Consider the following 24,653-nt stretch of genomic DNA (forward strand, 5'->3'; position numbering starts at 1 on the left):
GCGACATCAGCGGGACACTCACGCATGTTCAAACAACCGATTCGCGCGGCATGGCTGGGGCTGCTCGTCGCCACGCTGGCGAGCAGCGCTCACGCGCAATACACGACCGACTGGCTCGCGAACACGTACGGCACGCTCGCCGCGCACGTCGGCAATGGCGCGCGCTCGATGTGGGTCGCGCCCGAAGGGGTGATCTACACGGCGTCGCGCTGGGACGAAAACGCGGGCGGCGTGGCGATCTACCAGAACGGCGCCGCGCTCGGCACCATCGGCGCGCACGACGAGTTCCAGGGCGGCGCCATCACGGGCAATGCCACGTCGATCTTCGTGGCGCTCGGCTATAGCCGGACGTACGGCAGCGGGTCCGTGGGGCGCTACAACCGCGGCACGAACACCCGCGACCTGCGCATTGGCGTGAGCACGTGGACCGGCATTCCGTACGCGGACGTGATCACCGGGCTCGCCACGGCAGGCTCGCTCTTGTACGCAAGCGACTTTTACGGCAACCGCGTGCGCGTCTACACCACCGACGGCGTGTGGCAACGCGACATCGGCGTCAAGCAACCCGGTGCGCTCGCAACGGACGGCGCGGGCAACCTGTGGGTCGCATGCGAGAGCGCGGGCGTGATCGCCCAGTTCAGCCCCACCGGCGCCGCCTTGAACACGATCCAGATGGCGGCGGGCGCGCGTCCCTCGGCGCTCGACTACGACGCCGCGACGAACCAGTTGCTCGTCGGCGACGAGGGGCCCGACATGAACATCAAGCGATACGCCCTGACCGGCGTACCGGCGCAGGTGGGCACGTTCGGCGTGCAGGGCGGCTATCTCGACACCACGACGGGCATAAAGGGGCAGGTTGGCGACAAGCGCTTCACGCGTGTGGTGGGTATCGGCAAGGATGCCGCCGCGAATCTGTACGTGCTAAACAACGCATGGGGCGGCGGTTGGGACCTTGGCCGCAACGGCAGCACCGACCTTCACTCGTACAGCCCCACGGGCACGCTCCAGTGGACCTTGCAGGCGCTGAATTTCGAAGCGATCGCCGCGCCGGACCCGGCAACCGACGGCGCCTGGTTCTACAGCGGCAACAACATTTATACCGGCACGGCGGGCGGCACATTCGTTGCGAACACAATCGATCCCTTCACCTGGCCGAACGACCCGCGCCTGAACGTGAACGACTACCAGCGCGGCCAGCACTTCGGGCAGCTCGTGTCGGTGGGCGGCAATCGCATACTCGTCGCCTCGGGCCAGAACCCCGACGCGTTCAACTTCTATCATTTCAATGCGGCGAACGGCTACATTGCGATTCCGGACGGTTCGCTGCCCGGCAAGCCCTTCAACACCGATCTGAAGGTGACAGCCGGCTTCGCCATCGACAGCAACGGCGACATCTGGGCCGGTCTCGACCGCACCAACCGCCTCTACCACTATCCGTTGACGGGCTTCGACGCGACCGGCAAGCCGTCATGGGGCGCGGCCATCGTGACGCAGATCCCGCGCACCGCGCTGCCGCTCACGCGCATCGTCTACCAGTCGGACAGCGACACGATGATCCTCGCTCAAGGCATTGCGGGAAGTTGGGACTGGACCGCGATGAACGGGCACATCGAGGTGTATCACGGCTGGAAAGCAGGCAACACGAGCGCGCCGAGCCCCGTGATCGACCTCACGAGCGCGAACCCGAAATCGATCGCGGCGGCGGGCCACTATCTGTTTGTCGGCTATGTACATACGGTGCCGAACATCGACGTGTTCGACCTCAACACGGGCAGCCTGGTGACTACGTTGACCAACTCGAATCCATCGGCCCTGGATGTCGGCAACGACGTCGATTCGATGTACGGCATTCGCGCACTTTTGCGCTCGACCGGCGAATATGTGATCACGAAGGACAATTACAACGGATCGAGTGTCGTGGTCTATCGCTGGCATCCGTGATACGGGCCTCCAACCTCACCGATGGGATCGCTGCAAGATTGACCAAGCGCAATGCTCTTGCACGGAGCGAAACGTTTCGGGCTATGCGTCTTGTATGGATCCCGCTCGCGCCTGCACACGCCTCCTTTCGATAGTCCTGAATATCGATTGCATTATCAACGGCTTACTTAAGAGCCGAAAAATGGGCCCGCAGCCGAGGTCTTTCTCCATCGGACGAATCCGAATCTCGCGACGCATCCTCCCCGATTGACAAGGCATTCGCCGATTTCAATAATCGCCCCCGACTCGCCAACCAGGCTAGTTATCGCCGCGCCAGGCACAGCTTGAATCGTCAAGCTGATCGCGCCCGCGCCACGCGAATCCGCTTCGCACAACGAACATTAATCAGGAGACCCCATGGCACGCACATCGCTATTCGCGGCGGCGCTCGCCGCGTTCGCATTCGCCCAGTTGCCCGCGGCCAACGCCGTCACGATCCCGCCCGGCACGGCGCTCGCAGCGAAGCAGGAAATCACGCGGCAGTTGCTGGCCGAGGTCGAGTCGCTCGATCCCGCACACATCGAAACGACCAGTGCCGCCTTTGTCGGTTACGACCTCTACGAGGGTCTTGCGCGCCTCGACGCCGCCGGCAAGGTCGTGCCGGGTGTCGCCGCCTCCTGGACGCGCACCGCGCCCGACACCTGGGTATTCAAGCTTCGCCACGACGCGAAATGGAGCGACGGGCGTCCTGTTACCGCCGCCGACTTCGTGTACGCGTGGCAGCGCGTCGCCGATCCCAAAACGGCCTCGAATTACACGGTCATCGTCGAGTTCGTCAAGAACGCCAAGGCCGTGATTGCGGGCAAGCAGCCGCCGACGGCGCTCGGCGTACGTGCGCTGGACCCGTACACGCTGGAAGTCAAGACCGAGACGGCCGTGCCGTTCTTCACCGAACTCACCGCGAACGCCTCCCTCGCGCCGGTCGACCGCGCGACGATCACGAAGTACGGCGCCACCTGGACACGCCCCGGCAATCTCGTCGGCAACGGCCCTTATGTGCTCGCCGACTGGCAACCGAACAACCGCATCGTCCTCACGAAGAATCCGCACTACTGGAACGCGGCCCACGTCGCCATCGCCAAGGTCACGTGGATGCCCATCGATAACGACGAAACCGCGATGCGCATGTTCCAGGCGGGGCAGATCGACATGACCTACACGGTGCCGTCGAGCCAGTACGCGTCGCTTTCGAAGCAGTTCGGCCACGAACTGAAAGCGAGCATGCAAATCGGTACGTACTACTACAGCCTGAACAACAGCGACCCCGCGTTGCACGATCCGCGCGTGCGCCAGGCGCTTTCGATGGTGCTCGACCGCGACCTGCTCACTTCGAAGATCACGCAAAGCGGCGAGCGCCCCGCCTATGGGCTCGTCGTCGAAGGCACAAAGGGCGCCGAGCCGTTCACGCCGGACTGGGCCTCGTGGCCAATGGCAAAACGTGTCGAAACGGCGCGTGCCCTGTTGAAGGCCGCAGGCTACTCCGACGCGAAGCCGCTCGCCTTCACGCTCACCTACAACACCAACGATCTGCACAAGAAGGTCGCGCTCTTCGCGTTGAGCGAATGGCGCACCAAGCTCGGCGTCAACGCGCAGATCGAGAACCTGGAATTCAAGGTGCTTTTGAAGCGGCGTCACGATGGCGCATACCAGGTCGCACGTAACGGCTGGTACGCCGATTACAACGACGCCACGAGCTATTACAACCTCGTGCAATGCGGCAACCCGCAAAACGATCAGCACAACTGCAATTCGAAGGCCGATGGATTGGCGAACGACGCCAACCAGCAAAGCGACGAGGCGAAGCGCAAGAGCCTGCTCACCCAGGCGTTCGCGCAAGCGATGGTCGACTACCCGATCGTGCCGCTATTTCAGTACTCGAACGCCCGGCTCGTGAAGTCGTATGTGGCGGGCTATTCGCTCACCAACTACCTCGACCAGCGCGCCACCCAGGACATGTACATCCTGAAGCACTGAAACACTGACCGCCCATGCTCGCCTACATCCTGCGCCGCGTGCTCTGGTCGGTGCCGACCGTGCTCGCGGTCGTGACCGCCTGCTTCGTGCTGCTGCACCTCACGCCCGGCGGCCCGTTCGACACCGAAAAACGCCTCTCCGTGGCGGCGCTCGCCAATCTCAACGCGCGCTACCACCTCGACGAGCCGATCTGGCAGCAGTACCTGCGCTACCTCTGGGCGCTGCTGCACGGCGACCTCGGCAGTTCGTTCCGTTATGCGGACTGGTCCGTCAACGAGCTCGTGAAAAAGGCCGCGCCCGTGAGCCTCGGCATCGGCGGCGTCGCCATTCCGCTCGCGGTGCTGCTGGGCGTCACGCTCGGGACGCTTGCCGCCGTGCGCCGCAACAGCGCGGTCGATCACGCGGTGATGCTGCTCGGCAATCTCGGCAACGTGGTGCCCCCATTCGTGCTCGGCCCGGTTCTCGTGCTTTGTTTCGCCATCCTGCTCAAGTCCGCCAACGGCAATGGCCTGCTCCCCGCAGGCGGCTGGGGCGACGGCGACTGGCCTCATCGCGTGCTGCCCATTGCGCTGCTCGTCATCATCAACATGGCCGCGATCGCACGCGTGATGCGCGGCAGCCTGATCGAAGTGCTCTCGGGCAACTTTATCCGCACGGCACGCGCCAAGGGCTTGCCCGGCCACGTCATCGTGCTGCGCCATGCGCTGCGGCCCGCGCTCATGCCCGTCGTCTCGCTGCTCGGCCCGGTGTGCATCTCGTCGATCACGGCGGCGGTCGTCACGGAGTCGGTGTTCGCGCTGCCCGGCCTCGGGCAACTCGTGGTGAACGGCGCCGTCAATCGCGACTACACGCTCGTGCTCGGCCTCGTCGTGCTTACCACGGTTTGCGCCGTGCTCTTCAATCTGCTCGTCGACCTCGCCTATGCGTGGCTCGATCCGCGCATCCGCTATTGAGAACGCCTCCGTCATCATGAACGCCTCGTCCCTCACTCCAGCCACGGCGGCCGCTCCAAGGCGGCGCATGCCGCCCGCGCTCGAGCGCTTCATGCGCCACCGCGCGGCGCTCGCGAGCGTTGTGCTGCTCGCGCTCATCTCGCTGGCCTGCTTCGTCGGCCCGTTGCTCCTCACGAACACGCCCATCGACAACGACTGGGGCGCGATGAGCGTCGCGCCCACACTCCAGGGCGGCCACTGGTTCGGCACCGACGAACTGGGCCGCGACCTGCTGGCGCGCACGCTGGTCGGCGGCCGCGTGTCGCTCGAAGTCGGCCTGCTCGGCACGTTCGTCTCCGCGCTGGTCAGCGTGATCTACGGCGCGACTTCCGGCTTTCTGGGCGGGCGCGTCGACGCTGTGCTCATGCGCATCGTCGACATGATGTATGCCATCCCCTACATGCTGATCGCCATTCTCATGGTCACGCTGTTCGGCCGCGCGTTCTCGCTCGTGGTGCTCACCATCAGCGCTTTTTCGTGGCTCGATATGGCGCGCGTGGTGCGCGGCCAAACGCTTTCGCTACGCTCGCGCGAGTTCGTCGACGCCGCCCGCGCCATCGGCGTGCGCCCCGCCGCCATCATCGCGCGACATATCGTGCCCAATCTCGCGGGCGTCGTCGCGATCTACGCCACCATCACCGTTCCCAACATCATTCTTACGGAGTCCGTACTGTCGTTTCTTGGTCTGGGCGTGCAGGAACCGATGACCAGTTGGGGCGTGCTGATCCAGGACGGCGCGCAAAAGCTGGAAGCCATGCCGTGGCTGCTGCTCTGTCCCGCCGTTCTGCTGTGCACGACGCTCTACTGCGTAAACTTCGTGGGCGACGGCCTGCGCGACGCGCTCGACCCCAAGGAGCGCTGACATGGCCCTGCTCGAAGTTCAGGACCTGAGCGTGCGTTTCGAACGCCGCGACGAGCCGCCCGTGACCGTCGTGCACGACGTTTCCTTCTCGCTCGAAGCGGGCGGGACGCTCGGCATCGTCGGCGAGTCGGGTTCCGGCAAGAGTCAAACGGTGATGGGGCTGCTCGGCTTGCTCGCCTCGAATGGCCGTGCCACCGGCCATGCGCGCCTGCGCGGCGAGAACCTGCTCGACATGAAACCGCGCGCACTCAACCGCATTCGCGGCGACCGCATCGCCATGATCTTTCAGGACCCGATGACCTCGCTCAATCCGTTCCTTACCGTCGAACGGCAAATGACCGAGGCCCTGCAACTGCACCGCAAGGTCACGCGGCGCACGGCCCGCCAGCGCGCGATCGAGGCGCTGGAGCGCGTGCGCATTCCCGACGCCGCGCGGCGCATCGCCATGTATCCGCATGAATTCTCGGGCGGCATGCGCCAACGCGTGCTGATCGCGGCGGCGCTGATGATGGAGCCCGACGTGCTGATCGCCGACGAACCGACCACGGCGCTCGACGTCACGGTGCAGGCGCAGATCATGGCACTGCTGCGCGAGATGAACCGCGAGCGCGGTACCGCGATCCTGCTCATCACGCACGACATGGGCGTGGTAGCCGAGCTTTGCGACGACGTCATGGTGATGTACGCCGGCCGCGCGGTGGAAAAGGCGAGCGCGCGCGCGTTGTTCGAGCAGCCGCTGCATCCCTACACGGCGGGACTGCTGGGCGCACTGCCGCGGCTCGATGCGCCAGGCGGCGCGCCGCTGCGCACGATTCCCGGCAACCCGCCGATGCCGGGCAACCTCGGCCCCGGTTGCGCATTCGCGCCGCGCTGCGCCGCTGCGCTCGAACGGTGCCGCACGCAAATGCCGCCGCTCGAATCCGTGGCCACGCCGCCGCACACGCGCGCACGCGCATGCCACCTGCCGATTCGCCACGACGGCGCCTTGCGCGCCGCACCGGGAGTCCACGCATGACGAACCCCACGATAGCGCCAGGCGCCCCGCTCCTGAGCGTGCGCGACCTCGCGGTGAACTTTCGCGTCGCACGCGGCGCGTGGCCGTGGCAAAAGGCGCTGCTGCACGCCGTAAACGGTATTTCCTTCGATATTGGGCGTGGCGAAACGCTCGGGCTCGTGGGTGAATCGGGCTGCGGCAAGTCCACGCTTGCGCGCGCCGTGATCGGCCTCGCACCCGTCGCCTCAGGCAGCGTGAGCTGGCAGGGAGAAGAAACCGTGCTCGGCGCGCGTCGCCGCCTCGGCAACCTGCGTCGTGGCGTGCAGATGATTTTCCAGGACCCGCTTGCCTCGCTCGACCCGCGCATGTCGATCGGCGAGATCGTTGCCGAGCCATTGCGCACGCACGCGCCGCATCTGGGCCGCAAGGAGACCGCGCGCCGCGTGCTCGCCATGCTCGAACGCGTGGGATTGAACGCGCATCACCTGGAACGCCGCGCGCACGAATTCTCGGGTGGTCAGTGCCAGCGCGTGGGCATCGCGCGCGCGCTGATCGGCGAGCCCGCGCTCGTGATCTGCGACGAACCGGTTTCCGCGCTCGACGTTTCCATTCAGGCGCAGATCGTCAACCTGCTGCGCGACCTGCAACGCGAGTTGTCGCTCTCGCTGCTTTTCGTCGCGCACGACCTGGCTGTGGTCAAAGCCATCAGCCATCGCGTGATGGTGATGTATCTGGGGCGCGTCATGGAACTCGGCGCGCGCGGGACCGTGTACGACGACCCCGCTCACCCTTACACGCGCGCGCTGCTCGACGCCGTGCCGCTACCCGACCCGGCGCGCGCCCGCGAGCGCCACGCACCGCTGCTGCGCGGGGAGATCGCCTCGCCGCTCAAGCCGCCTTCGGGTTGCGCATTCCGCACACGCTGCCCAAGTGCCTCGGCGCAGTGCGCCGCCGCCACGCCGCCGCCCGTGGCTTCCCGCTGCGGCCATTCGATTGTCGCCTGCTGGCACCCGCGCACGGCGGAAGATCCACGCGCGGCCTGAAGTGCCCGCTTCGCCCTTGCGGGCGGGCCTCACAAACCGTTCGCATTCCTTAGTGTTTGCGGAATAACAACGACCATACTTATGGAGACGTGATGAAAAGAGGACACAGGAACAGGCAATACGCCGCACGACTCGCGCTGCTCACGATCGGACTGCCGTTGAGCCTGGCGGCAGGCGCGCAAGTGCAAACACAGGCGCAAACTCAAACGCAGCCACAATCGCAGCCACAGGCCCAGCAACCCGCGCCCAATAAAGCGAAGAAAGCCCGCCACAAAGCGCGCCGCAAAACGGCTACGCACACCACGCCGTCAACCGCGCAGGCCGATGCCGCCACGGCCCCGGTGCAGATGCACGCACAGCACCCCGACGCGCTCGTGCAGCCCAACGCCCCCGAGCGTCTCGCATCGGGCTCGCCCGACCTGAGCGTGAACCGCGCCGTGAAGGCCGACAACACGAAGCCCGCTCAATCGAGCCAGTCGCAAAGCAAAGGCTTTATCGCGGACAGCCACCTCACGCTCAATCTGCGCAACTACGCCGACCACCTCGACGTGCAAGGCGGCCCGCACCGCCATGCGTGGGTGCAGGGCGCGATGCTCGACTACACCTCGGGCTACACGCAGGGGCCCGTGGGCCTCGGAGTCGACGCCTCGCTCTATGCGGCGCTCAAGCTCGACGGCGGCGCGGGTGCGGGCAACATGGTGCACGTGGGCAAGGACGGCGGCGGCTCGAATCAGCTCGCGTGGGCCTACCCCGGCATTTACGACGTGAAGGCGCGCATCTCCGACACAGTCGTGAAGTACGGCCTGCAAATGGTCTCCGACAACCCGTTCTTCGAGCCGCACGACAACCGCGCCCTGCCGCCCACCTTCCTCGGCGCTTCGCTCGTGAGCAACGACATCTCGAACGTCGCGCTACAGGCGGGCAGCTTCACGAAGGTGAACCCGCGCGGACACACGAACCTCGTCGATCTCTCCACCACTTACGGCGGTGTGTCGTTCAAGCGCTTCAGCTACCTGGGCGGCAGTTGGGACTACAGCAAAAGCGGCAGCCTCGCGCTCTTCGCGAACCAGGCCGACGATGTGTGGCGTCAGTACTATGGCTCGTTGCAGCAGAGCTACGGCGACCCGTCGACGATCAAGTGGACGGGCTTCTTCAACATCTACTCGACGCACAACGCCGGCAGCGCGCTGCAAGGCCCGATCAACAGCAACGCGTACAGCCTTTCGCTGTCGGCGCAGCACGGCCCGCATTCACTCTTTCTCGGCTATCAGGAGGTGCTCGGCGACCAGTTCTTCGACTACGTGAACGAGACCGCGGGCATTTATCTCGTCAACTCGATGGACGTGGACTACAACGCGCCTCACGAACAGTCGTTCCAGGTGCGCTATGGCTTCGACGGTAAATATGCGGGCCTGCCGGGCGCGAAAGCCATGCTCTGGTACGCGCTAGGCTGGGGCGCCAATGCAACAGCGGGCGCGCTCGCCAACCCCACGCCGGCGAGCCCGCTCTACAACCTCTACTGGAAAGACGGGCAGCCCGTGCACGGCTCGCATCACGAGTTCGGCCTCATTCCGTCCTATACCGTGCAGGACGGGCGTTTCAAGGACACGAAGTTCACGTTCATCGCCATGTGGCATCACGGCTCGAAGTATTACTCAGACCCGAGCAACATGGAGTATCGCCTCGTCGTGAACATGCCGTTGAAACTGTTCTGATGCGGCCACCGCAAGCGGGGCACGCCTCACGCCTTGCTTGCGAACACCTCGCGCGCCGCGAAAAGCCCGTTGAGCGCGGCGGGAAAGCCCGCGTACACGGCCATCTGCATGATCGTCTCGACGATCTCCTCGCGCGAGAGCCCCACGTTGAGTCCCGCCGCAATGTGCACCTTGAGCTGCGGCAGCGCATGGCCCACGGCCGTGAGCGCGGCGATGGTGGCGATCTCGCGCGAGCGCAGATCGAGGCCCGGCCGCGCGTAGATGTCCCCGAACGGGAACTCCAGCAGGTAGCGCGCGAAGTCGGGCGCGATATCGGCCAGCGCGTCGATCACATGTTCGCCGGCGCTGCCGTCAATCGCCGTGAGCATGCGCTGGCCTCTTGCGAGGCGGCTTTCCTGCCGGACGTCGCCGGATTGATTCATCGTGTTGTGCATTCTCGTTCCTTTGCATGGCGTGGGAATAACCTTCGATCTTTTTGTCGAGAACGAGAAGACACGCCTGAAGTTCGGCAACCTGCGCACGCACCGCATCGCGGTGCGCCGCCAGCAACTCGCCGCGCTCGCCTTCGGTTGCCGGACCCGCCGCGCGTAGCTGCGCATAACGCAGCATGCCCTGAATCGGCATGCCCGTCGTCTTCAGGCGGCCCAGGAAGCCGATCCAGTCGAGCACGCTGCGGTCGTAAGCGCGCTGGCCCGTGTCGTCGCGAACGGCATAGGGAATCAGCCCGATGCGCTCGTAATAGCGGATCGTGTGGGCCGAAAGGCCCGAAAGTGCGGCCAGTTCGCCAATCTTCATGCGCTTCTCCTCATCGACAGTCGAGATCGTGGGACTTCGAGTGCACTCCAGGTCAAGCACTTTTTTTCGACTGCGCTGTCCTCACTGCCATTGTCAATGGGACGGGGCTGCTCGCGTGAGCGGAGCGTGAGGCGAGCGGCTAGGCCGCCACCTTCACCGCCACCTCCGCACGCGCCAGCAACCCGCTGCAACGCGGCGAAAGATGCGCGAACACGAGCCGCTTGCCCGCCCGCTCATAGCGCGCGTGCACCGCTTCGAGCGCGGCGATGGCCGAGTGGTCGGCCACATGCAGATGCGCGCAATCGATCGTCACGGCGGCGGGGTCGCGCTGCGGATCGAACAGCGTCTGGAAATGCGCGGCGGAGGCGAAAAACAGCGTGCCGCGCGGTGCGTAAACGCGCTCGCGCTCGGCCCCGTCGTTGACATCGCGCACGTCGCAGCGGAACTCGCGCGCATGCTGCCACGCGAAATTGAGCGAGGCGATCACGATGCCGCACAGCACCGCCGTGGCGAGATCCGTGCAAACGGTGATGAGCGTGACCGCGACGATCACCACGGCGTCATTGCGCGGCACCTTGTGCAGCACGCGCAGCGATCCCCATGCGAAAGTTTGCCCCGCCACCACGAACATCACGCCCACCAGCGCCGCGAGCGGAATGCGCTCGATCAGCGGCGAAAGGAACAGGATATAGAGCAGGATCATCACGCCGCTCGTCACGCCGGAAATCCGCGCGCGGCCACCCGAGCCGAGGTTGATCACGGTCTGGCCGATCATCGCGCAGCCGCCCATCGCGCTGAACAGGCCCGATGCGACGTTTGCCGCGCCCAGCGCCACGCACTCGCGGTTGGGCTGGCCGCGCGTGGCCGTCACGTCGTCGGTGAGATTGAGCGTGAGGAGCGTCTCCAGCAGCCCCACCATCGCCATCAGCACCGCGTAGGGCAGCACGATCTTCAGCGTGGCGAAGTCGAACGGCACGGCGGGGAGCGCGAACGCGGGCAGGCCGCCCGCGATGTGCGCCATATCGCCGAGCGTGCGCGCGGGCAAATGCAGGAGTTGCGCGGCGAGCCCCACGCCGACGATCGCCACGAGCGCGGGCGGCGCCGCCTTGGTGAGGCGCGGCAGCACGAACACGATCGCCATGGTGAGCGCGACGAGCCCCGCCATGAGCGCGAGGGCCGATCCGTGCATCCACTGCGGCCCCTGCGGACCCGGCACCTTGAAGTGCTCGAACTGCGCGCGGGCGATGATGATCGCCAGGCCGTTCACGAAGCCGAGCATCACCGGGTGGGGCACCATGCGGATCAGCTTGCCCAGGCGCAACGCGCCGAACAGCATCATGACAATGCCGCTCAGCACCACCGTGGCGAACAGGTACTGCGGCCCGTGCTGGACCACGAGCGCGACGATCACCACGGCCATCGACCCCGCCGCGCCCGAGATCATGCCGGGCCGCCCGCCGAACAGGGCCGTGATCGTGCAGATGAAGAACGCGCCATACAGACCCGCGAGCGGGTTCACGCCCGCGACGAGCGCGAACGCGATGCACTCGGGCACGAGCGCGAACGACGACGTGAGGCCCGCGAGCAGTTCGCCGCGCAGCAGTGAAAAACGGGAAGCAGGACGGCGCGAGCCGGAACGGTCGGTTTCCATGAAGCGGTATGGATTGCGGCAGGTTGGCTGAATGTCGCTGCCACGCCCCGCGCGTCGCGCTGGCTCGAAGGGGGGCGGGGACAAGGTCGGGGCGCGATGCGGCGGCGTCATGCCGTCGCGAAGATTCGCGAGGCAGGCAGCCTCTCGCGCGAGGCGCGTGCGTGTGGGCGCGCGCCCGGATCCAGACGGACGAAAGCGCGCATGCTAGCACGATTGGCATGAATCCGCCGTGACCCCGGCGGCGCAATAACAGCGTGACAGCGGCTTCAGCGCGCCTTGAAAAGCCGCTCGCAAATGAAATCGACGAACACGCGCAGGCGCGGCGTGAGCTGCCGGTTAGAGGGCCAGAGGATCGAGAACTGGCCCCGCGCTTCGCAGGCATCGTCCAGCACGGTCCTGAGCGTGCCCGCCGCGACCGCGCCGCGAGCGAGAAAATCGGGCATGTAGCCAATGCCGAAGCCCGCCTCCACGGCCCCGCGCAAGGCCTCCATGTTGTTGCACACGAGCGCGCAGCGCAGCGCCGGCAGCGCTTGCGCGCCGCTCGCGATGTCCCACGGTTGCAGCTTGCCCGTGGTGGCGAAACGGTAGCGCACACACGCATGCGCCTCCAGATCGGCTGGCGTGCGCGGCACGCCCGCGCGGGCGAGATAGGCGGGCGACGCGGCGAGCACGAAGCGAAACGGCCCCAGCCGCCGCGCCATCAGGCTCGAATCGCTGAGCGGCCCGCTGCGGATCGCCGCGTCGAAGCCGCCCTCCACGAGATCGACCATGTGGTCGCTGAAGTCCAGATCGAGTTCGATTTCCGGGTAGCGTTGCGCGAACTCGGGCAGCACCGGCAGCAGGAAGCGATAGCCGATGGCGGGCAGGCTCACGCGCAGGCGGCCGCGCGGCGTTTGCGCGGCGGCCGACAGCAGCTCGCGCGTGTCGCGCAACTCTTCGAGCATGCGATGGCAGCGCTCGTAGAAAAGCTGCCCTTCCTCGGTCAGCGTGATGCGGCGCGTGGTGCGATGAAAGAGCCGCACGCCGAGCGACTGCTCCAGCCGCGCAATGCTCTTGCCGACCGCCGAGGCCGAGATGCCGAGCGTGCGCCCGGCCGCAACGAAGCTGAGCGCCTGCGCGACGCGCACGAAGGCGACGATGCCGTTGAGGTTGTCCATGTCGTGTTCGAGTGGTCTCGCGCGCAACGATTCGCGAATTGCGTTCCGCAATGCCCGGAGCGCCAGACTGTTTTTCCGCGCGCGCCTGCGCATTATCGTTGCTCGCTCCTGCCGGCGGACGTCCGGCGACTCTCCGGAGCCCACTCATGACGTCTCTTCGCAACGACAGCGAGCGCTCGCGCCGGGTCGCGATCCTGGCCGCGGTCTGCCTCGCCGCCCTCGCCTTGCCGCTCGCCTTCTCGGGCGGCGCCGTCGCGACGCCCGCCATCGGCCGGGCCTTCGCCGCCGGCACGGCCGGCAGCCCGGCCGCCCTCAACTGGATCACCAACGCTTTCATGCTCGCCTTCGGCAGCCTGTTGATGGCGGCGGGCACGCTCGCCGACCGGTATGGGCGCAGGCGCGTGTTCGCGCTCGGCATAGGCGGCTTCACACTGGCATCGATCGCGCTCGCGTGCGCGCCTTCGCTGCTCGCGCTGGACCTGCTGCGCGCCGCGCAGGGCATCGCGGCCGCCGCCGCGCTCGCGGGCGGCACGGCGGCGCTCGCGCAGGAATTCGACGGCCATGCGCGAACGCGCGCGTTCAGCCTGCTCGGCACGACCTTCGGCCTGGGGCTCGCGTTCGGGCCCGTGATCGCCGGGCTGTTGATCGATCGCCTCGGCTGGCGCGCCGTGTTCGCGACGGGCGCGGTCGCGGGCGCGCTCGCGCTCGCCTTCGGCGTGCCGCGCATGCGCGAGTCGCGCGACCCGCACGCGCGCGGGCTCGACTGGGCGGGCACGCTCACCTTCACCGCCGCGCTTTCGTGCTTCACCTACGGCGTGATCGAAGCGCCGGCGCGTGGCTGGTCGAATGCGCTCGTCGCGGGCTTGCTGGGCGCCTCGGCGGTGCTGGGCTGCGCCTTTGTCGCGATCGAAACGCGCATTGCGCGCCCCATGCTCGATCTCTCGCTGTTTCGCTATCCGCGCTTCGTGGGCGTGCAGTTGCTGCCCGTCGCCACCTGCTTTTGCTACATCGTGCTGCTCGTCGTGCTGCCGCTGCGGCTGATCGGCGTGGAGGGCTACCGCGAGATCGACGCGGGCTGGCTCATGCTCGCGCTCTCCGCGCCCATGCTCGTCGTGCCGCTCGCGGCCGCCATGCTCACGCGCTGGCTAGCGCCGGGCGTGGTTTCGGGCATCGGGCTCGCCATCGCCGCCGTGGGGCTGTATGCGCTCGGCCTTGCGCTGCGCGGCGGCGCGCACGGCTTGGCAATCGAACGGACCATCGGACCCATGCTTGCGATCGGCGCAGGCGCGGCGATGCCCTGGGGCTTGATGGACGGCCTTTCCGTGAGCGTCGTGCCGAAAGAGCGCGCGGGCATGGCCACGGGCATCTTCAGCACGACGCGCGTGGCGGGCGAAGGCATCGCGCTTGCCTGTGTGAGCGCGGTGCTGGCTGCGCTCACGCAAACGCGGCTCGGCGCCGTGAATCACGCTCATGCCGATGCGGGCGCCCTCGCCCAGGCGGCGGCAAGACTCGCGACGGGCGACCTCGCGCAAGCCTCGGCGTGGCTGCCGGGCTTGTCCGCCGCGGCGCTGCGCGACGCCTATGCCGACGCGTTTTCGGTCCTGCTTACGGGACTGGCGGCGCTGACGCTCATCTGCGCGCTTGCGGTGCTCGCCTTTCTCGGACGCACGCGCGAACACAACGCGCAACCGGCGGCTACGCCGAAGCGCGCCGCAACGATCGTCCGCGAGCGCGGCAAGGCGTGACGATCGCGCGCCACGCTATGCGGTTTCGCCACTTGCTTTCGCGCCGGATTGCGTACCGAACTTCGCACGATAAGCCGCCGGGCTCGTCAAGGCGATGCGCCTGAAGTGCCGCCGCATCGACTCCTCGGAACCGAAGCCGGCCAGTTCGGCAACGCGCGCGAGCGTCAGGCGCGGCCGCGACTCCAGCAACTCGCGCGCGACGCTCACGCGCTCGCGCAGCACCCATTCGTACGGTCCCATGCCCGTCGCTTCGAGAAACTGCCGTTGCAGCGTGCGCGGGCTCATGACCGCCCTGGCGGCCATCGACTCCACACTGTGCGCGCGGCGCGGATTCGCGCGCACCCAGTCCATCAGCCTGGCAAGGCGGCTCGCTTCGTCGGGCGGCATGGGGCGCGGCACGAACTGCGCCTGGCCGCCCTCGCGGTGCGGCGCAACCACGAGACGCTGCGCCACGCGATTGGCCACCGCGCCGCCATGATCGCGGCGCACGAGGTGCAGCAACATGTCGAGCCCCGCGGCCGAGCCCGCCGAGGTCAGTACCTGGCCTTCGTCGACGTACAGCGCCTGCGGCTCCACGATCACACGCGGATAGCGCTGTTGCAGGCGCTCGGCGTAGCGCCAGTGCGTCGTCACGCGTTTGCCGTCCAGCACGCCCGCCGCCGCCAGCACGAACACGCCGGAGCAGATCGAGCACAGCCGCGCCCCGCGCGCATAGGCCGCGCGCAGCTTTCTGAGCAGTGGTTCGGGCGGGATTTCGTCAGCATCGCGCCAGCCCGGTATGACGATGGTCTGCGCGCGATCGAGCATGGCGAGCGTATAGGGCGCCTGCACCGTGATGCCGCCCGCCGCGCGCAGCGGCCCGCGCTCGCCCGCGCACACGGCAAAGCGATACCAGTCCACGCCAAGCTCCGGGCGCTCCAGCGCGAAAAACTCCGTCACGCAGCCGAATTCGAAGGTGCAAAGCCTGTCGTAGGCGAGCGCGACAACGAGGTGTGAAGTCGATTCGTTCATGGCGCGATGTTACCGGAGATTGGCAATCGCGCCACTGGCACGTCATGCGTCGCCCCCCCCACAATGGATGCCATCGCAACGCAACACGACACTCAGGAGAGCCCCCATGTCGACCGTATCCGCCGTCGCCACCGCCGCAAGCGCCGAAGCGCTCGCGCACTTCACCGCTTCGCTGCGCTTCGAAACCGACTGCTCCGACGTCCACGCCGCGCTGACGAGCGACGGCCCCGCGGACTTCGTACTGCTCGACGTGCGCGGGCCCGCAAGCTACGCGAGCGGCCACGTGCCGGGCGCGGTCAACCTGCCGCACGGCAAGATCATTGCCTCGAAGCTCGCCGCGTATCCGGCCGACACGCTTTTCGTGACCTACTGCGCGGGGCCGCATTGCAATGGCGCCACGCGCGGGGCGATCCGGCTGGCCCAGTTGGGGCGGCCCGTCAAGGTGATGATCGGCGGCGTGACGGGCTGGCTCGACGAGGGCTTCGAATTGGCCGTCGAAGCGACAGCCTGACGCCCGCCGCCCGATGCGTTGACGCCCTTTTCACGCCGCCGCGCCCCCGGTGATACGATTCGCACCACTCCGGCCCCGACTTCGAGCACTTCCATGGCGCGTGAAAATTTCAGCGATCTCCTTGCGTTTCTCGCCGTTGCGCGCGAGCGCAGTTTCACCCGCGCCGCCGCGCAACTGGGCGTGTCGCAGTCGGCGCTAAGCCATACCATCCGTAGTCTGGAAACGCGTCTGGGTCTGCGCCTGCTCACGCGCACCACCCGCAGCGTCTCGACTACCGAGGCCGGCGAGCAGCTCTTTCAGGCCGTGGCGCCCCGCTTCGAGCAGATCGACACCGAGCTCGCCGCCCTCACCGAGTTGCGCGACAAGCCCGCGGGCACGATCCGCATTACCGCGATCGATCATCCCATCGACAGCGTGATCTGGCCGAAACTGCGCCCCGTGCTCGCGAGCTATCCCGACATCAAGGTGGAAATCACCGTGGATTACGGCCTGCGCGACATCGTCGCCGACCGCTACGACATTGGCGTGCGCCTGGGCGATCAGGTGGCCAAGGACATGATCGCGGTGCGCATCGGGCCCGACGTGAAGATGGCGATCGTTGGTTCTCCCGATTATTTCGCCGCAAACAAGGTGCCGCGAACGCCGCAGGATCTGCTCAAGCACAACTGCATCACGCTGAGGCTCACGTCGTCGGGCGGGCTGTATGCCTGGGAACTGAAGAAGGGCGAGCACGAATTGCAGGTGCGCGTGGACGGCCAGCTCACCTTCAACGCCGTGCCGCAAATGCTCAACGCGGCGCTGGACGGCCACGGTCTCGCCTTTTTGCCCGAGAACGTCGCGCTGCCGTTCATACGCGAAGCGCGCCTGAAAAGCGTGCTCAAGGACTGGTGCCCGGTGTTTCCGGGCTACCACGCGTTCTACCCGAGCCGGCGGCAATCGTCGCGCGCGCTCGCGCTCGTGATCGACGCGCTGCGTTATCGAGCGTAACCCGCAGGGTAACGCAGCGCGAGGTTAGATGCCGACTCAGCGGCCAGATCAAACGCCGGTCTTGCGTCCTTCCACGGGATAGCCCGGATCGGTGTAGCCCGGCGTGGAAGCATGCCCCGGCGGCACGAGGCTGTCGATGAACGCCTCGTCGTCGGGCCCGAGCTGCACGCTCAGCGCCTCGAAATAGCTGTCCCAATGCGCCTCGGTGCGCGGCCCCGCGATCGTCGAACTCACATGACGATTCTTCAGCACCCAGGCAAGCGCGAACGCGATCGGCGTCACGCCGCGCTGCGCCGCGTAATCGGCGATCTGCTTCGCGATGCGCAGCGACTCCGTGCGCCATTCCGTCTGCTGGATGCGGCGGTCGCCACGGCCCGCGCGGCTGTCGCCGGGCGGCGGCGCATCGACGGCGTATTTGCCGGTCAGCACGCCGCGCGCTAGCGGACTATACGAGACCACGCCGAGCCCGTAATGCGCGGCGGCGGGCAACTGCTCGACCTCGGCCGTGCGGTCGACGATGTTGTAGAGCGGCTCGCTCGCCACGGGCCGGTCGATGCCCATCTGGTCGGCCAGCCGCGCGATCTCCGCAATGCGCCAGCCGCGAAAGTTCGACACGCCGAAATAACGCACCTTGCCCTGGCGAATCAGGTCGCCCACGGCGCGCACGCTCTCTTCGAGCGGCACGTCGGGCAGCGCGCGATGGAAATAGAGAATGTCGATGTAATCGGTGCCAAGGCGCTTCAGGCTCGCCTCCACCGACTGATAGATCCACTTGCGCGACTGGCCTTGCTCGTTCGGGCCTTGCGCGAACGGAAAGCCGAACTTGGTCGCCACGACCCAGCTATCGCGCTGCGCCGCAATCGCGCGGCCCACGATCGCTTCCGAGCGGCCCGCGTGATAAACGTCGGCCGTGTCGATGAAATTCACGCCCTGCTCGAATGCCTTTTCGATGATGCGCTTCGACGTGGCCTCGTCGGTCTCGCCGCCGAACATCATCGCGCCGAGGCACAACGGGGAAACCTTGAGCGCACTGCGGCCCAGATTGCGATAGTCCATATCCTCTCACTTCGAACTCGTTGCCGAAGTGGAGATTTAAATACGTCGCCGTCTTTCGATAAAGCCCTGAATCGCGCATGCTTTCATGAATGCAATTCATGAAATGGCCAAACCCGGCCGAGCCTCGCAGCGGCGCGGCTACCGGCACGGGTAAGCGCCAATCAGCGCCTTGTAGACCACCGCCGCGGTGGGTTCGAGCACATGTTCGAGGTGCCCTCTCATCCACGTCGTGACGGCAACGAGCTGGTCCTTGCGGCCGACGTTCGGCGGGATGCAGTAGCGCGGCCGCTGCTTGTCGATGACGGACTGAACCAGCGCGCCGTTTGTATAACCGGCGAGATACATGATGCATGCGTCGAGGTTCTCGGGCTTCTGGCACACGGCCAGGAACACATCGCCCTGATCGATCGAGGGCGCCGGGCCCGGCTGGGGAGTTTGCGCCAGCGCACCGCCCGCGCTCAGCGCAATAGCCGTGATAGCCAGTGAGAGACCGGCAAGCGTGACCTTTTTCATTCCTGGATAAAACCTCGGCGTGGGAAAAATTCAGCCGTGGTTTGACGCCCACGCGCTGCCCGCGCAGCATACCGTCAGGCCACGCCCGTCAGCTTGTTCTCAGTCAACGCGGCTCAATGCGATACCGACAAGCAACGTTTTCCCACCGCGCATCGCGTTATCTCGCGATGGCGTCACGTCCCGGTCTGACCCTCGCCTGATGGATTCGCGCTCTCACGCAGGCAGTCGAGCGCGAGCGCGACCGCCGCGCGGCCCACGCTGTCGCGCCGCCAGTACATGCCCACCGCGCCCGAGCCGCCGAGCGGCATGGGCATGGCGAGCACGCGAAGCACGTTCAGATGCTCGAAGCGCACGGCAGCGCGGTGCGAGGCCACGCCGATCAGGTGCGTCTGGTTCAGCAGCGTCACGTTGAGCATCGACGAATTCGACTCCACCGCGTGCCGGGGCATGGCGCGCCCCGCCGCCGCGAGCGCCGCTTCGAGCGCGGTGCGAATGGGCGTGCCCGCCGGCCAGACGATCCACGGATATTCGAACAAATCGTGCCAGTCCACCTTGCGCCGTTTCGCGAGCGGATGCCCAAGGCCCACGACGAAATTCACCGGGTCGCGATAGAGCGTTTCCATCTCCAGCGTCGCGTCGAACTGGGCGTTGGCGGCACGCCCCACCACGATGTCGAGATCGCCGTGCACGAGCGCGGGCATCATCAGGTTCATGGTGCTTTCGACGAGGCGCACCTGCGCGCGCGGCATCGCCTCGATGAGGCGCGCCACCGCGAGCGGCACCGTGTCCGCCGCCGAGACCCCCGACGTGCCGATCGAGATGAGGCCGCTGCCGCCCTCGCGCAACGCGAGCATGTCGTCGCGCGCGCTGTCCAGGTGCCCCTCTATGCGGCGCGCGTGCTCGATGAGCGCTTCGCCGTACGGCGTCGGCCGCAGGCCGCGCGCATGGCGCTCGAACAGCGCCAGGCCGATGTCGGCTTCGAGGTCCTTGAGCCACTTCGAAAGCGCCGGCTGCGTGGTGTTGAGCGCCTCCGCCGACTGGCTCAGATTGCCGGTCTGCGCCACGGAAAGCAGCATTTGCAGGTGCCGCAGCCGCAAACGGTGAGTCCAGTCCATGATCTCCTCGCCAAGGTATATCCACAAACATATGGATAAGATGAATTTGTGATTTTACTGGATATGTCTTGCGGGATTATAAATTCGTTCAACCGCCACCCAATACAACGAATTTCAGGAGACTCGCATGTCCAGCATGTCAGCCGGCACGGCCACGCCCGAGCGCGAAGCCTACTATGCGCAGATCGCGCGCAGCGGCATGTCCCCGCTGTGGGAGTCGCTGCACAGCCTCGTGCCGAAGTCGCCGCGCCCGCAGGCGCTGCCCGCCATCTGGAAGTACGCGCAGGTGCGCGAGCTCGTCATGCAGGCAGGCGCGGTCATCAGCGCCGAGGAAGCGATCCGCCGCGTGCTCGTGCTCGAAAATCCCGGCCTGCCCGGCAAGTCGAGCCTCTCGCCCAACCTCTACGGCGGCCTTCAGTTGATCCTTCCCGGAGAAATCGCGCCGAGCCATCGCCACACGCAGTCGGCGCTGCGCTTCATCGTCGAAGGCAAGGGCGCGTGGACGGCCGTGAACGGCGAGCGCACCACCATGCATCCCGGCGACTTCATCATCACGCCCTCGTGGACCTGGCACGATCACGGCAACCCCACCGTAGAGGAAGGCGGCGAGCCCGTGGTGTGGCTCGACGGCCTGGACATTCCGCTGCTCGGCCATCTCGACGCCGGCTTCGCCGAGAACTACCCCGAAGCCACGCAACCCGTCGCGCGCCCCGAAGGCGACAGCTTTGCGCGCTTCGGCCACAACATGGTGCCGGTGCGCCATACCGTGACCGACCCGACTTCGCCCATCTTCAGCTATCCGTACGCGCGCAGCCGCGAAGCGCTCGACACGCTCTACCGCCACGGCGATCTCGACGACTGGGACGGCGTGAAGCTGCGTTACGTGAATCCGGCCACGGGTGGCTGGCCCATGCCGACCATGGCGACCTTCATGCAGTTCCTGCCGAAGGGCTTCAGGGGCAAGCCGTATCGCAGCACGGACTCCACCGTCTACTGCGTGGTGGAGGGCAGCGGCGCAGTGCGTATCGGCGAGGAGCGTTTCGCGTTCGACGCGCACGACGTGTTCGTCGCGCCCTCGTGGATGCCGGTGCAACTCGAAGCCGAAAGCGACGCCGTGCTGTTCAGCTACTCCGATCGCCCCGTGCTCGCAGCGCTCAACCTGCTGCGCGAGGAGCGCCTCGGCTGACGTTCTGCCGTGAAGCGCGCCGCTCGTCAGGACGCGCCCGCTACATCATAATTTCGCAATCCATATCAACTGATTCACTCTCATAGAGCAACCAACATGGCATTCGTTTTCCAGCCCGAGGCGCCCGTCGCCCTTGCCGTCGCCGGCTCGACCGATCAATTCGCGGTGCGCCGCGTCTACTGCGTGGGCCGCAACTACGCCGCGCACGCGCGCGAAATGGGCTTCGACCCGGACCGCGAGCCGCCCTTCTTCTTCTGCAAGCCCGATAACGCCATCGTGCCCGTGGCCTACGGCGAAACGCTCGAACTGCCCTACCCGGCGCAAACGCAGAACTACCACTACGAAGCGGAACTCGTGGCCGTGATCGGCAAGGCGGGCTCGGACATCGCTCTTGAAGACGCGCTCTCGCACGTCTGGGGCTACGCAGTCGGCCTCGACATGACGCGTCGCGACCTCCAGATGAAAATGCGCGAAATGGGCCGCCCCTGGGAAATCGGCAAGGCGTTCGATCTCTCGGCGCCGGTCGGCCCCGTACATCCGGCGAGCGTTGCCGGGCACTTCGACAACGCGGCGCTGTGGCTCACCGTGAACGGCGAAACGAAGCAAAAGAGCGATGTCTCGCATCTCATCTGGTCGGTCGCGGAAACGGTCGCGTACCTCTCGCAGTTCTTCCGCCTCGAACCGGGCGACGTGATCTTCACCGGCACGCCCGAAGGCGTGGGCCCCGTGAAGACCGGCGACACCATGAAGGTGGGCGTGGAGCGCCTGGGCGAGCTGACCGTGAAAGTGGTTTGAGCCGCTTCGCGCCTACAGGAAACGTCATCGTGCAGCTCTACAGCTTCTTCAACAGCTCGACCTCGTACCGCGTGCGCATCGCACTGCGGCTCAAGGGCGTCGAGCATGAGTATCTCGGCGTGAACATTCGCACCGGCGAGCATTGCGCGCCCCAATACGTCGAGAACGTGAACGCTTCGGCGGCGGTGCCCGCCATCGTCGAGGGCGATTTTCATCTCGGCCAGTCGCTCGCCATCATCGACTGGCTCGATGCGCGCCATCCCGAGCCGCGCCTGATTCCGGCGGACCCGCAACGGCGTGCGCACGTGCTCGAACTCGCGTATCTGATCGGCTGCGACATGCACCCCGTCAACAACCTGCGCGTGCTCAAGTACCTCCAGAACGTGCTGGCAGTGACGCCGGAGCAGAAGGACGCGTGGTATCGGCACTGGATCGACGAAGGCATGGCGGGCGTCGAGCGTCTGCTCGCTCAGGCCGCCGCCACGCATGAGGGACCGTGGTGCTTCGGCGCGGCGCCCACGCTCGCCGATTGCTGCCTCGTGCCGCAAATCGCCAACGCGCTGCGCATGGGCTGCGACCTCTCGGCCTACGAACGCAGCATGGCGGTCTACCGTCACGCCCGCGAACATCCGGCGTTCGCCGCGGCCGAGCCGCAACGCCAGCCCGATTACATCGCATAGCGGCCAGCCGCCGCCCCAACAAGTCATTCAGGAGACAAGACATGCATACATCCCAACCGGCGCGCCGCGCGATCGTGGTGGGCGGCGGTATCGGCGGCCTGGCCGCGGCGCTCGCGCTCGCGCGCGCCAACGTTCGCGTGCTGCTGCTCGAACAGGCCGCGCAGATCGGCGAAATCGGCGCGGGCATCCAGCTCGGGCCCAATGCGTTCACGGCGCTCGATGCGCTCGGCGCGGGCGAGGCGGCGCGCAGTCGCGCGGTGTTCACGGACTCGCTCACGCTCATGGATGCGACCAATGCCAGGCCGGTTGCGCGCATCGAAACGGGTGCGCGCTTTCGCGAGCGCTTTGCCAATCCGTACGGCGTGATTCATCGCGCCGATATCCACCTGTCGATCCTCGAAGCGGTGAAGGACAATCCGCTGATCCAGTTCCGCACGAACACGCAGATCAAGGCGCTCGAACAGGACGAGCACGGCGTGACTGTGACCGACCAGCACGGCGAGCGCTACAGCGCCGACGCGGTGATCGGCTGCGACGGCGTGAAGTCGGCGGTACGCGCCGCGTTGATCGGCGACGAGCCGCGTGTGACGGGACATGTGGTCTACCGCGCCGTGGTCGACACGGAAAACATGCCGAAGGACTTGCAGCTCAACGCGCCCGTGGTGTGGGCCGGGCCGCACTGCCACCTCGTGCACTACCCGCTGCGCGGCGGGCGGCAGTACAACCTCGTCGTGACCTTTCACAGCCGCGAGCAGGAAGTCTGGGGCGTGCGCGACGGCAGCAAGGAAGAAGTCCTTTCGTACTTCGAAGGAATCGACGCACTGCCGCGCCAGATGCTCGACCGGCCCACCTCGTGGAAGCGATGGGCTACCGCCGACCGCGACCCGGTCGAACAATGGAGCTTCGGGCGCGCGACGATACTCGGCGACGCTGCGCACCCCATGACGCAGTACGTGGCTCAGGGCGCCTGCCAGGCGCTGGAGGATGCTGTGACGCTCGGCGCTGCCGTCAACGCCGCCGATGGCGACTTCGTCGCGGCATTCAAGCGCTATGAAGCGGTGCGCATTCCGCGCACGGCGCGCGTGCTCTACTCGGCGCGTGAGATGGGGCGCGTTTATCACGCGATGGGTGTGGAGCGTCTTGTGCGCAATGCGTTGTGGGTGGGGCGCAGTCAGGAGCAGTTTTATGATTCGCTGCAATGGCTATATGGGTGGCGGGCTGAGGATTGTCTCGATACCGTGGTGGTCTGAGCGCTGGCGCTTGGGCCCTGGCGGTTGAGGTTGGCTCGGGTTGATGGCGGGGTTCCTGGCGGTTTTGGCCTTTCCTTGCTTTCGTGTCGGTCTGCGAGCGTTGCCCCTGTGCGGGGCGGCACCTACTTTTCTTTGCAGCGGCAAAGAAAAGTAGGCAAAAGAAAGCCGCTCACACCGCCAATGCCCGCCACCGTTCACCCCGCGCCGTATTTGTCTGTGGCTCCGGAGCATCCGTCACCTCGCACCCTTGAACCTGGTGACAAGGCAGTCATACTTCCCGCCGCTCGCTTCGCGCGCTGCGGAAAGGTCTGCAAGGGAAACCCGCCTTGCCTACGCGGGGTTTGTGGTTTTGGTTATGCCCTTCGGGGCGCGTAGCGCCGCCGGAAGAATGAGCCCTTTGTCACTACGTTCAAAGGTGCGAGGTGACAGACGCTCTGGAGCCACTATCTGGGGTGGCGCGGGGTGAACGGTGGCAGGCACTAGCGGTTTGAGCGGCTTTCTTTTGCCTACTTTTCTTTGCCGCTGCAAAGAAAAGTAGGTGCCGCCGGACCTATCCGTCATTTCGTGGGCGAGGCATATCATGAGAGGTAAAAATCATGGATATGCCGATGAAGAAGAAACGCACGGTAGCTTCGCAGGCA

22 protein-coding genes are annotated in these 24,653 nt (G+C 66.4%); 14 read left to right on the top strand and 8 right to left on the bottom strand.

Annotated elements, in window-relative coordinates; genetic code table 11:
* Positions 1-24 precede the first annotated feature (24 nt).
* From C7401_RS16060 to C7401_RS16090, 7 genes are all read left to right on the top strand, one after another.
* On the top strand, positions 25-1,941 hold the full coding sequence (locus tag C7401_RS16060; protein WP_112172371.1) for an NHL repeat-containing protein: 1,917 nt from the start codon (positions 25-27) through the stop codon (positions 1,939-1,941).
* A gap of 396 nt (positions 1,942-2,337) precedes the next feature.
* A complete protein-coding gene (locus C7401_RS16065) occupies positions 2,338-3,954 on the top strand; it encodes a peptide ABC transporter substrate-binding protein (protein WP_112172372.1) in 1,617 nt (538 codons plus the stop codon).
* Positions 3,955-3,968: 14 nt separating this feature from the next.
* The gene (locus C7401_RS16070) at positions 3,969-4,907 is read left to right on the top strand and encodes an ABC transporter permease subunit (RefSeq protein WP_112172373.1); all 939 of its coding nucleotides are present in this window, start codon (positions 3,969-3,971) and stop codon (positions 4,905-4,907) included.
* 16 nt (positions 4,908-4,923) lie between these two features.
* Positions 4,924-5,808: an ABC transporter permease gene (locus C7401_RS16075; protein ID WP_112172374.1), complete on the top strand. Its 885-nt coding sequence runs from the start codon at positions 4,924-4,926 to the stop codon at positions 5,806-5,808.
* A gap of 1 nt (position 5,809) precedes the next feature.
* Positions 5,810-6,823, top strand: a complete 1,014-nt coding sequence (locus tag C7401_RS16080) for an ABC transporter ATP-binding protein (RefSeq protein ID WP_112172375.1) — start codon at positions 5,810-5,812, stop codon at positions 6,821-6,823.
* Positions 6,820-7,845, top strand: a complete 1,026-nt coding sequence (locus C7401_RS16085) for an ABC transporter ATP-binding protein (RefSeq protein WP_112172376.1) — start codon at positions 6,820-6,822, stop codon at positions 7,843-7,845. Before C7401_RS16080 ends, C7401_RS16085 begins: the two co-directional genes overlap by 4 nt.
* A gap of 92 nt (positions 7,846-7,937) precedes the next feature.
* Positions 7,938-9,560 (top strand): OprD family outer membrane porin, encoded by a 1,623-nt coding sequence (locus tag C7401_RS16090; RefSeq protein ID WP_112172377.1) that lies wholly within the window; start codon positions 7,938-7,940, stop codon positions 9,558-9,560.
* 26 nt (positions 9,561-9,586) lie between these two features.
* Here the strand turns inward: C7401_RS16090 and C7401_RS16095 are convergent, their stop codons facing one another.
* From C7401_RS16095 to C7401_RS16110, 4 genes are all read right to left on the bottom strand, one after another.
* On the bottom strand, positions 9,587-9,982 hold the full coding sequence (locus tag C7401_RS16095; RefSeq protein WP_165841916.1) for a carboxymuconolactone decarboxylase family protein: 396 nt from the start codon (positions 9,980-9,982) through the stop codon (positions 9,587-9,589).
* Positions 9,912-10,355, bottom strand: a complete 444-nt coding sequence (locus C7401_RS16100) for a MerR family transcriptional regulator (RefSeq protein ID WP_112172379.1) — start codon at positions 10,353-10,355, stop codon at positions 9,912-9,914. The genes C7401_RS16095 and C7401_RS16100 overlap by 71 nt, the downstream gene beginning before the upstream one ends.
* Before the next feature lie 139 nt (positions 10,356-10,494).
* Positions 10,495-12,006 carry a SulP family inorganic anion transporter gene (locus tag C7401_RS16105; RefSeq protein WP_112172380.1) on the bottom strand — a complete coding sequence of 504 codons (1,512 nt, stop codon included), beginning with the start codon at positions 12,004-12,006 and terminating at the stop codon, positions 10,495-10,497.
* Positions 12,007-12,272: 266 nt separating this feature from the next.
* Positions 12,273-13,163: a LysR family transcriptional regulator gene (locus tag C7401_RS16110; protein ID WP_112172381.1), complete on the bottom strand. Its 891-nt coding sequence runs from the start codon at positions 13,161-13,163 to the stop codon at positions 12,273-12,275.
* A 146-nt stretch (positions 13,164-13,309) separates the two neighbouring features.
* Here C7401_RS16110 and C7401_RS16115 point away from each other — a divergent pair, with 146 nt between their 5' ends.
* Complete coding sequence (locus tag C7401_RS16115; protein WP_112172382.1) at positions 13,310-14,908, top strand: MFS transporter; 1,599 nt, start codon at positions 13,310-13,312, stop codon at positions 14,906-14,908.
* A 15-nt stretch (positions 14,909-14,923) separates the two neighbouring features.
* Here the strand turns inward: C7401_RS16115 and ftrA are convergent, their stop codons facing one another.
* Entirely contained in the window at positions 14,924-15,919 is a 996-nt protein-coding gene (gene ftrA / locus C7401_RS16120; RefSeq protein WP_112172383.1) for a transcriptional regulator FtrA, read from the bottom strand.
* A 106-nt stretch (positions 15,920-16,025) separates the two neighbouring features.
* Here ftrA and C7401_RS16125 point away from each other — a divergent pair, with 106 nt between their 5' ends.
* Both C7401_RS16125 and C7401_RS16130 read left to right on the top strand, forming a co-directional pair.
* On the top strand, positions 16,026-16,430 hold the full coding sequence (locus C7401_RS16125) for a rhodanese-like domain-containing protein (RefSeq protein ID WP_112172384.1): 405 nt from the start codon (positions 16,026-16,028) through the stop codon (positions 16,428-16,430).
* 93 nt (positions 16,431-16,523) lie between these two features.
* Positions 16,524-17,417 carry a LysR family transcriptional regulator gene (locus tag C7401_RS16130; protein WP_112172385.1) on the top strand — a complete coding sequence of 298 codons (894 nt, stop codon included), beginning with the start codon at positions 16,524-16,526 and terminating at the stop codon, positions 17,415-17,417.
* A 48-nt stretch (positions 17,418-17,465) separates the two neighbouring features.
* Here C7401_RS16130 and C7401_RS16135 read toward each other — a convergent pair whose 3' ends face one another.
* The 3 genes from C7401_RS16135 to C7401_RS16145 all read right to left on the bottom strand — a co-directional run bounded on the left by C7401_RS16135 (position 17,466) and on the right by C7401_RS16145 (position 20,101).
* Entirely contained in the window at positions 17,466-18,473 is a 1,008-nt protein-coding gene (locus C7401_RS16135; protein WP_112172386.1) for an aldo/keto reductase, read from the bottom strand.
* 138 nt (positions 18,474-18,611) lie between these two features.
* Complete coding sequence (locus C7401_RS16140; protein WP_112172387.1) at positions 18,612-18,986, bottom strand: Rap1a/Tai family immunity protein; 375 nt, start codon at positions 18,984-18,986, stop codon at positions 18,612-18,614.
* Between the two features lie 173 nt (positions 18,987-19,159).
* A complete protein-coding gene (locus C7401_RS16145) occupies positions 19,160-20,101 on the bottom strand; it encodes a LysR substrate-binding domain-containing protein (RefSeq protein ID WP_112172388.1) in 942 nt (313 codons plus the stop codon).
* Positions 20,102-20,237: 136 nt separating this feature from the next.
* Between C7401_RS16145 and gtdA the strand changes: the two genes are divergently transcribed.
* The 4 genes from gtdA (at position 20,238) to C7401_RS16165 (ending at position 24,012) form a co-directional block, all read left to right on the top strand.
* Positions 20,238-21,287: a gentisate 1,2-dioxygenase gene (gene gtdA / locus C7401_RS16150; RefSeq protein ID WP_112172419.1), complete on the top strand. Its 1,050-nt coding sequence runs from the start codon at positions 20,238-20,240 to the stop codon at positions 21,285-21,287.
* A 96-nt stretch (positions 21,288-21,383) separates the two neighbouring features.
* The gene (locus C7401_RS16155; protein ID WP_112172389.1) at positions 21,384-22,082 is read left to right on the top strand and encodes a fumarylacetoacetate hydrolase family protein; all 699 of its coding nucleotides are present in this window, start codon (positions 21,384-21,386) and stop codon (positions 22,080-22,082) included.
* Positions 22,083-22,111: 29 nt separating this feature from the next.
* A complete protein-coding gene (gene maiA, locus C7401_RS16160) occupies positions 22,112-22,762 on the top strand; it encodes a maleylacetoacetate isomerase (RefSeq protein ID WP_112172390.1) in 651 nt (216 codons plus the stop codon).
* A 41-nt stretch (positions 22,763-22,803) separates the two neighbouring features.
* Positions 22,804-24,012, top strand: coding sequence for a 3-hydroxybenzoate 6-monooxygenase (locus tag C7401_RS16165; protein ID WP_112172391.1), 1,209 nt, complete (start codon positions 22,804-22,806; stop codon positions 24,010-24,012).
* The last annotated feature ends 641 nt before the right edge of the window (positions 24,013-24,653 follow it).

It is taken from the genome of Paraburkholderia unamae, from assembly GCF_003268775.1.
Classification (GTDB): Bacteria; Pseudomonadota; Gammaproteobacteria; order Burkholderiales; family Burkholderiaceae; genus Paraburkholderia; species Paraburkholderia unamae.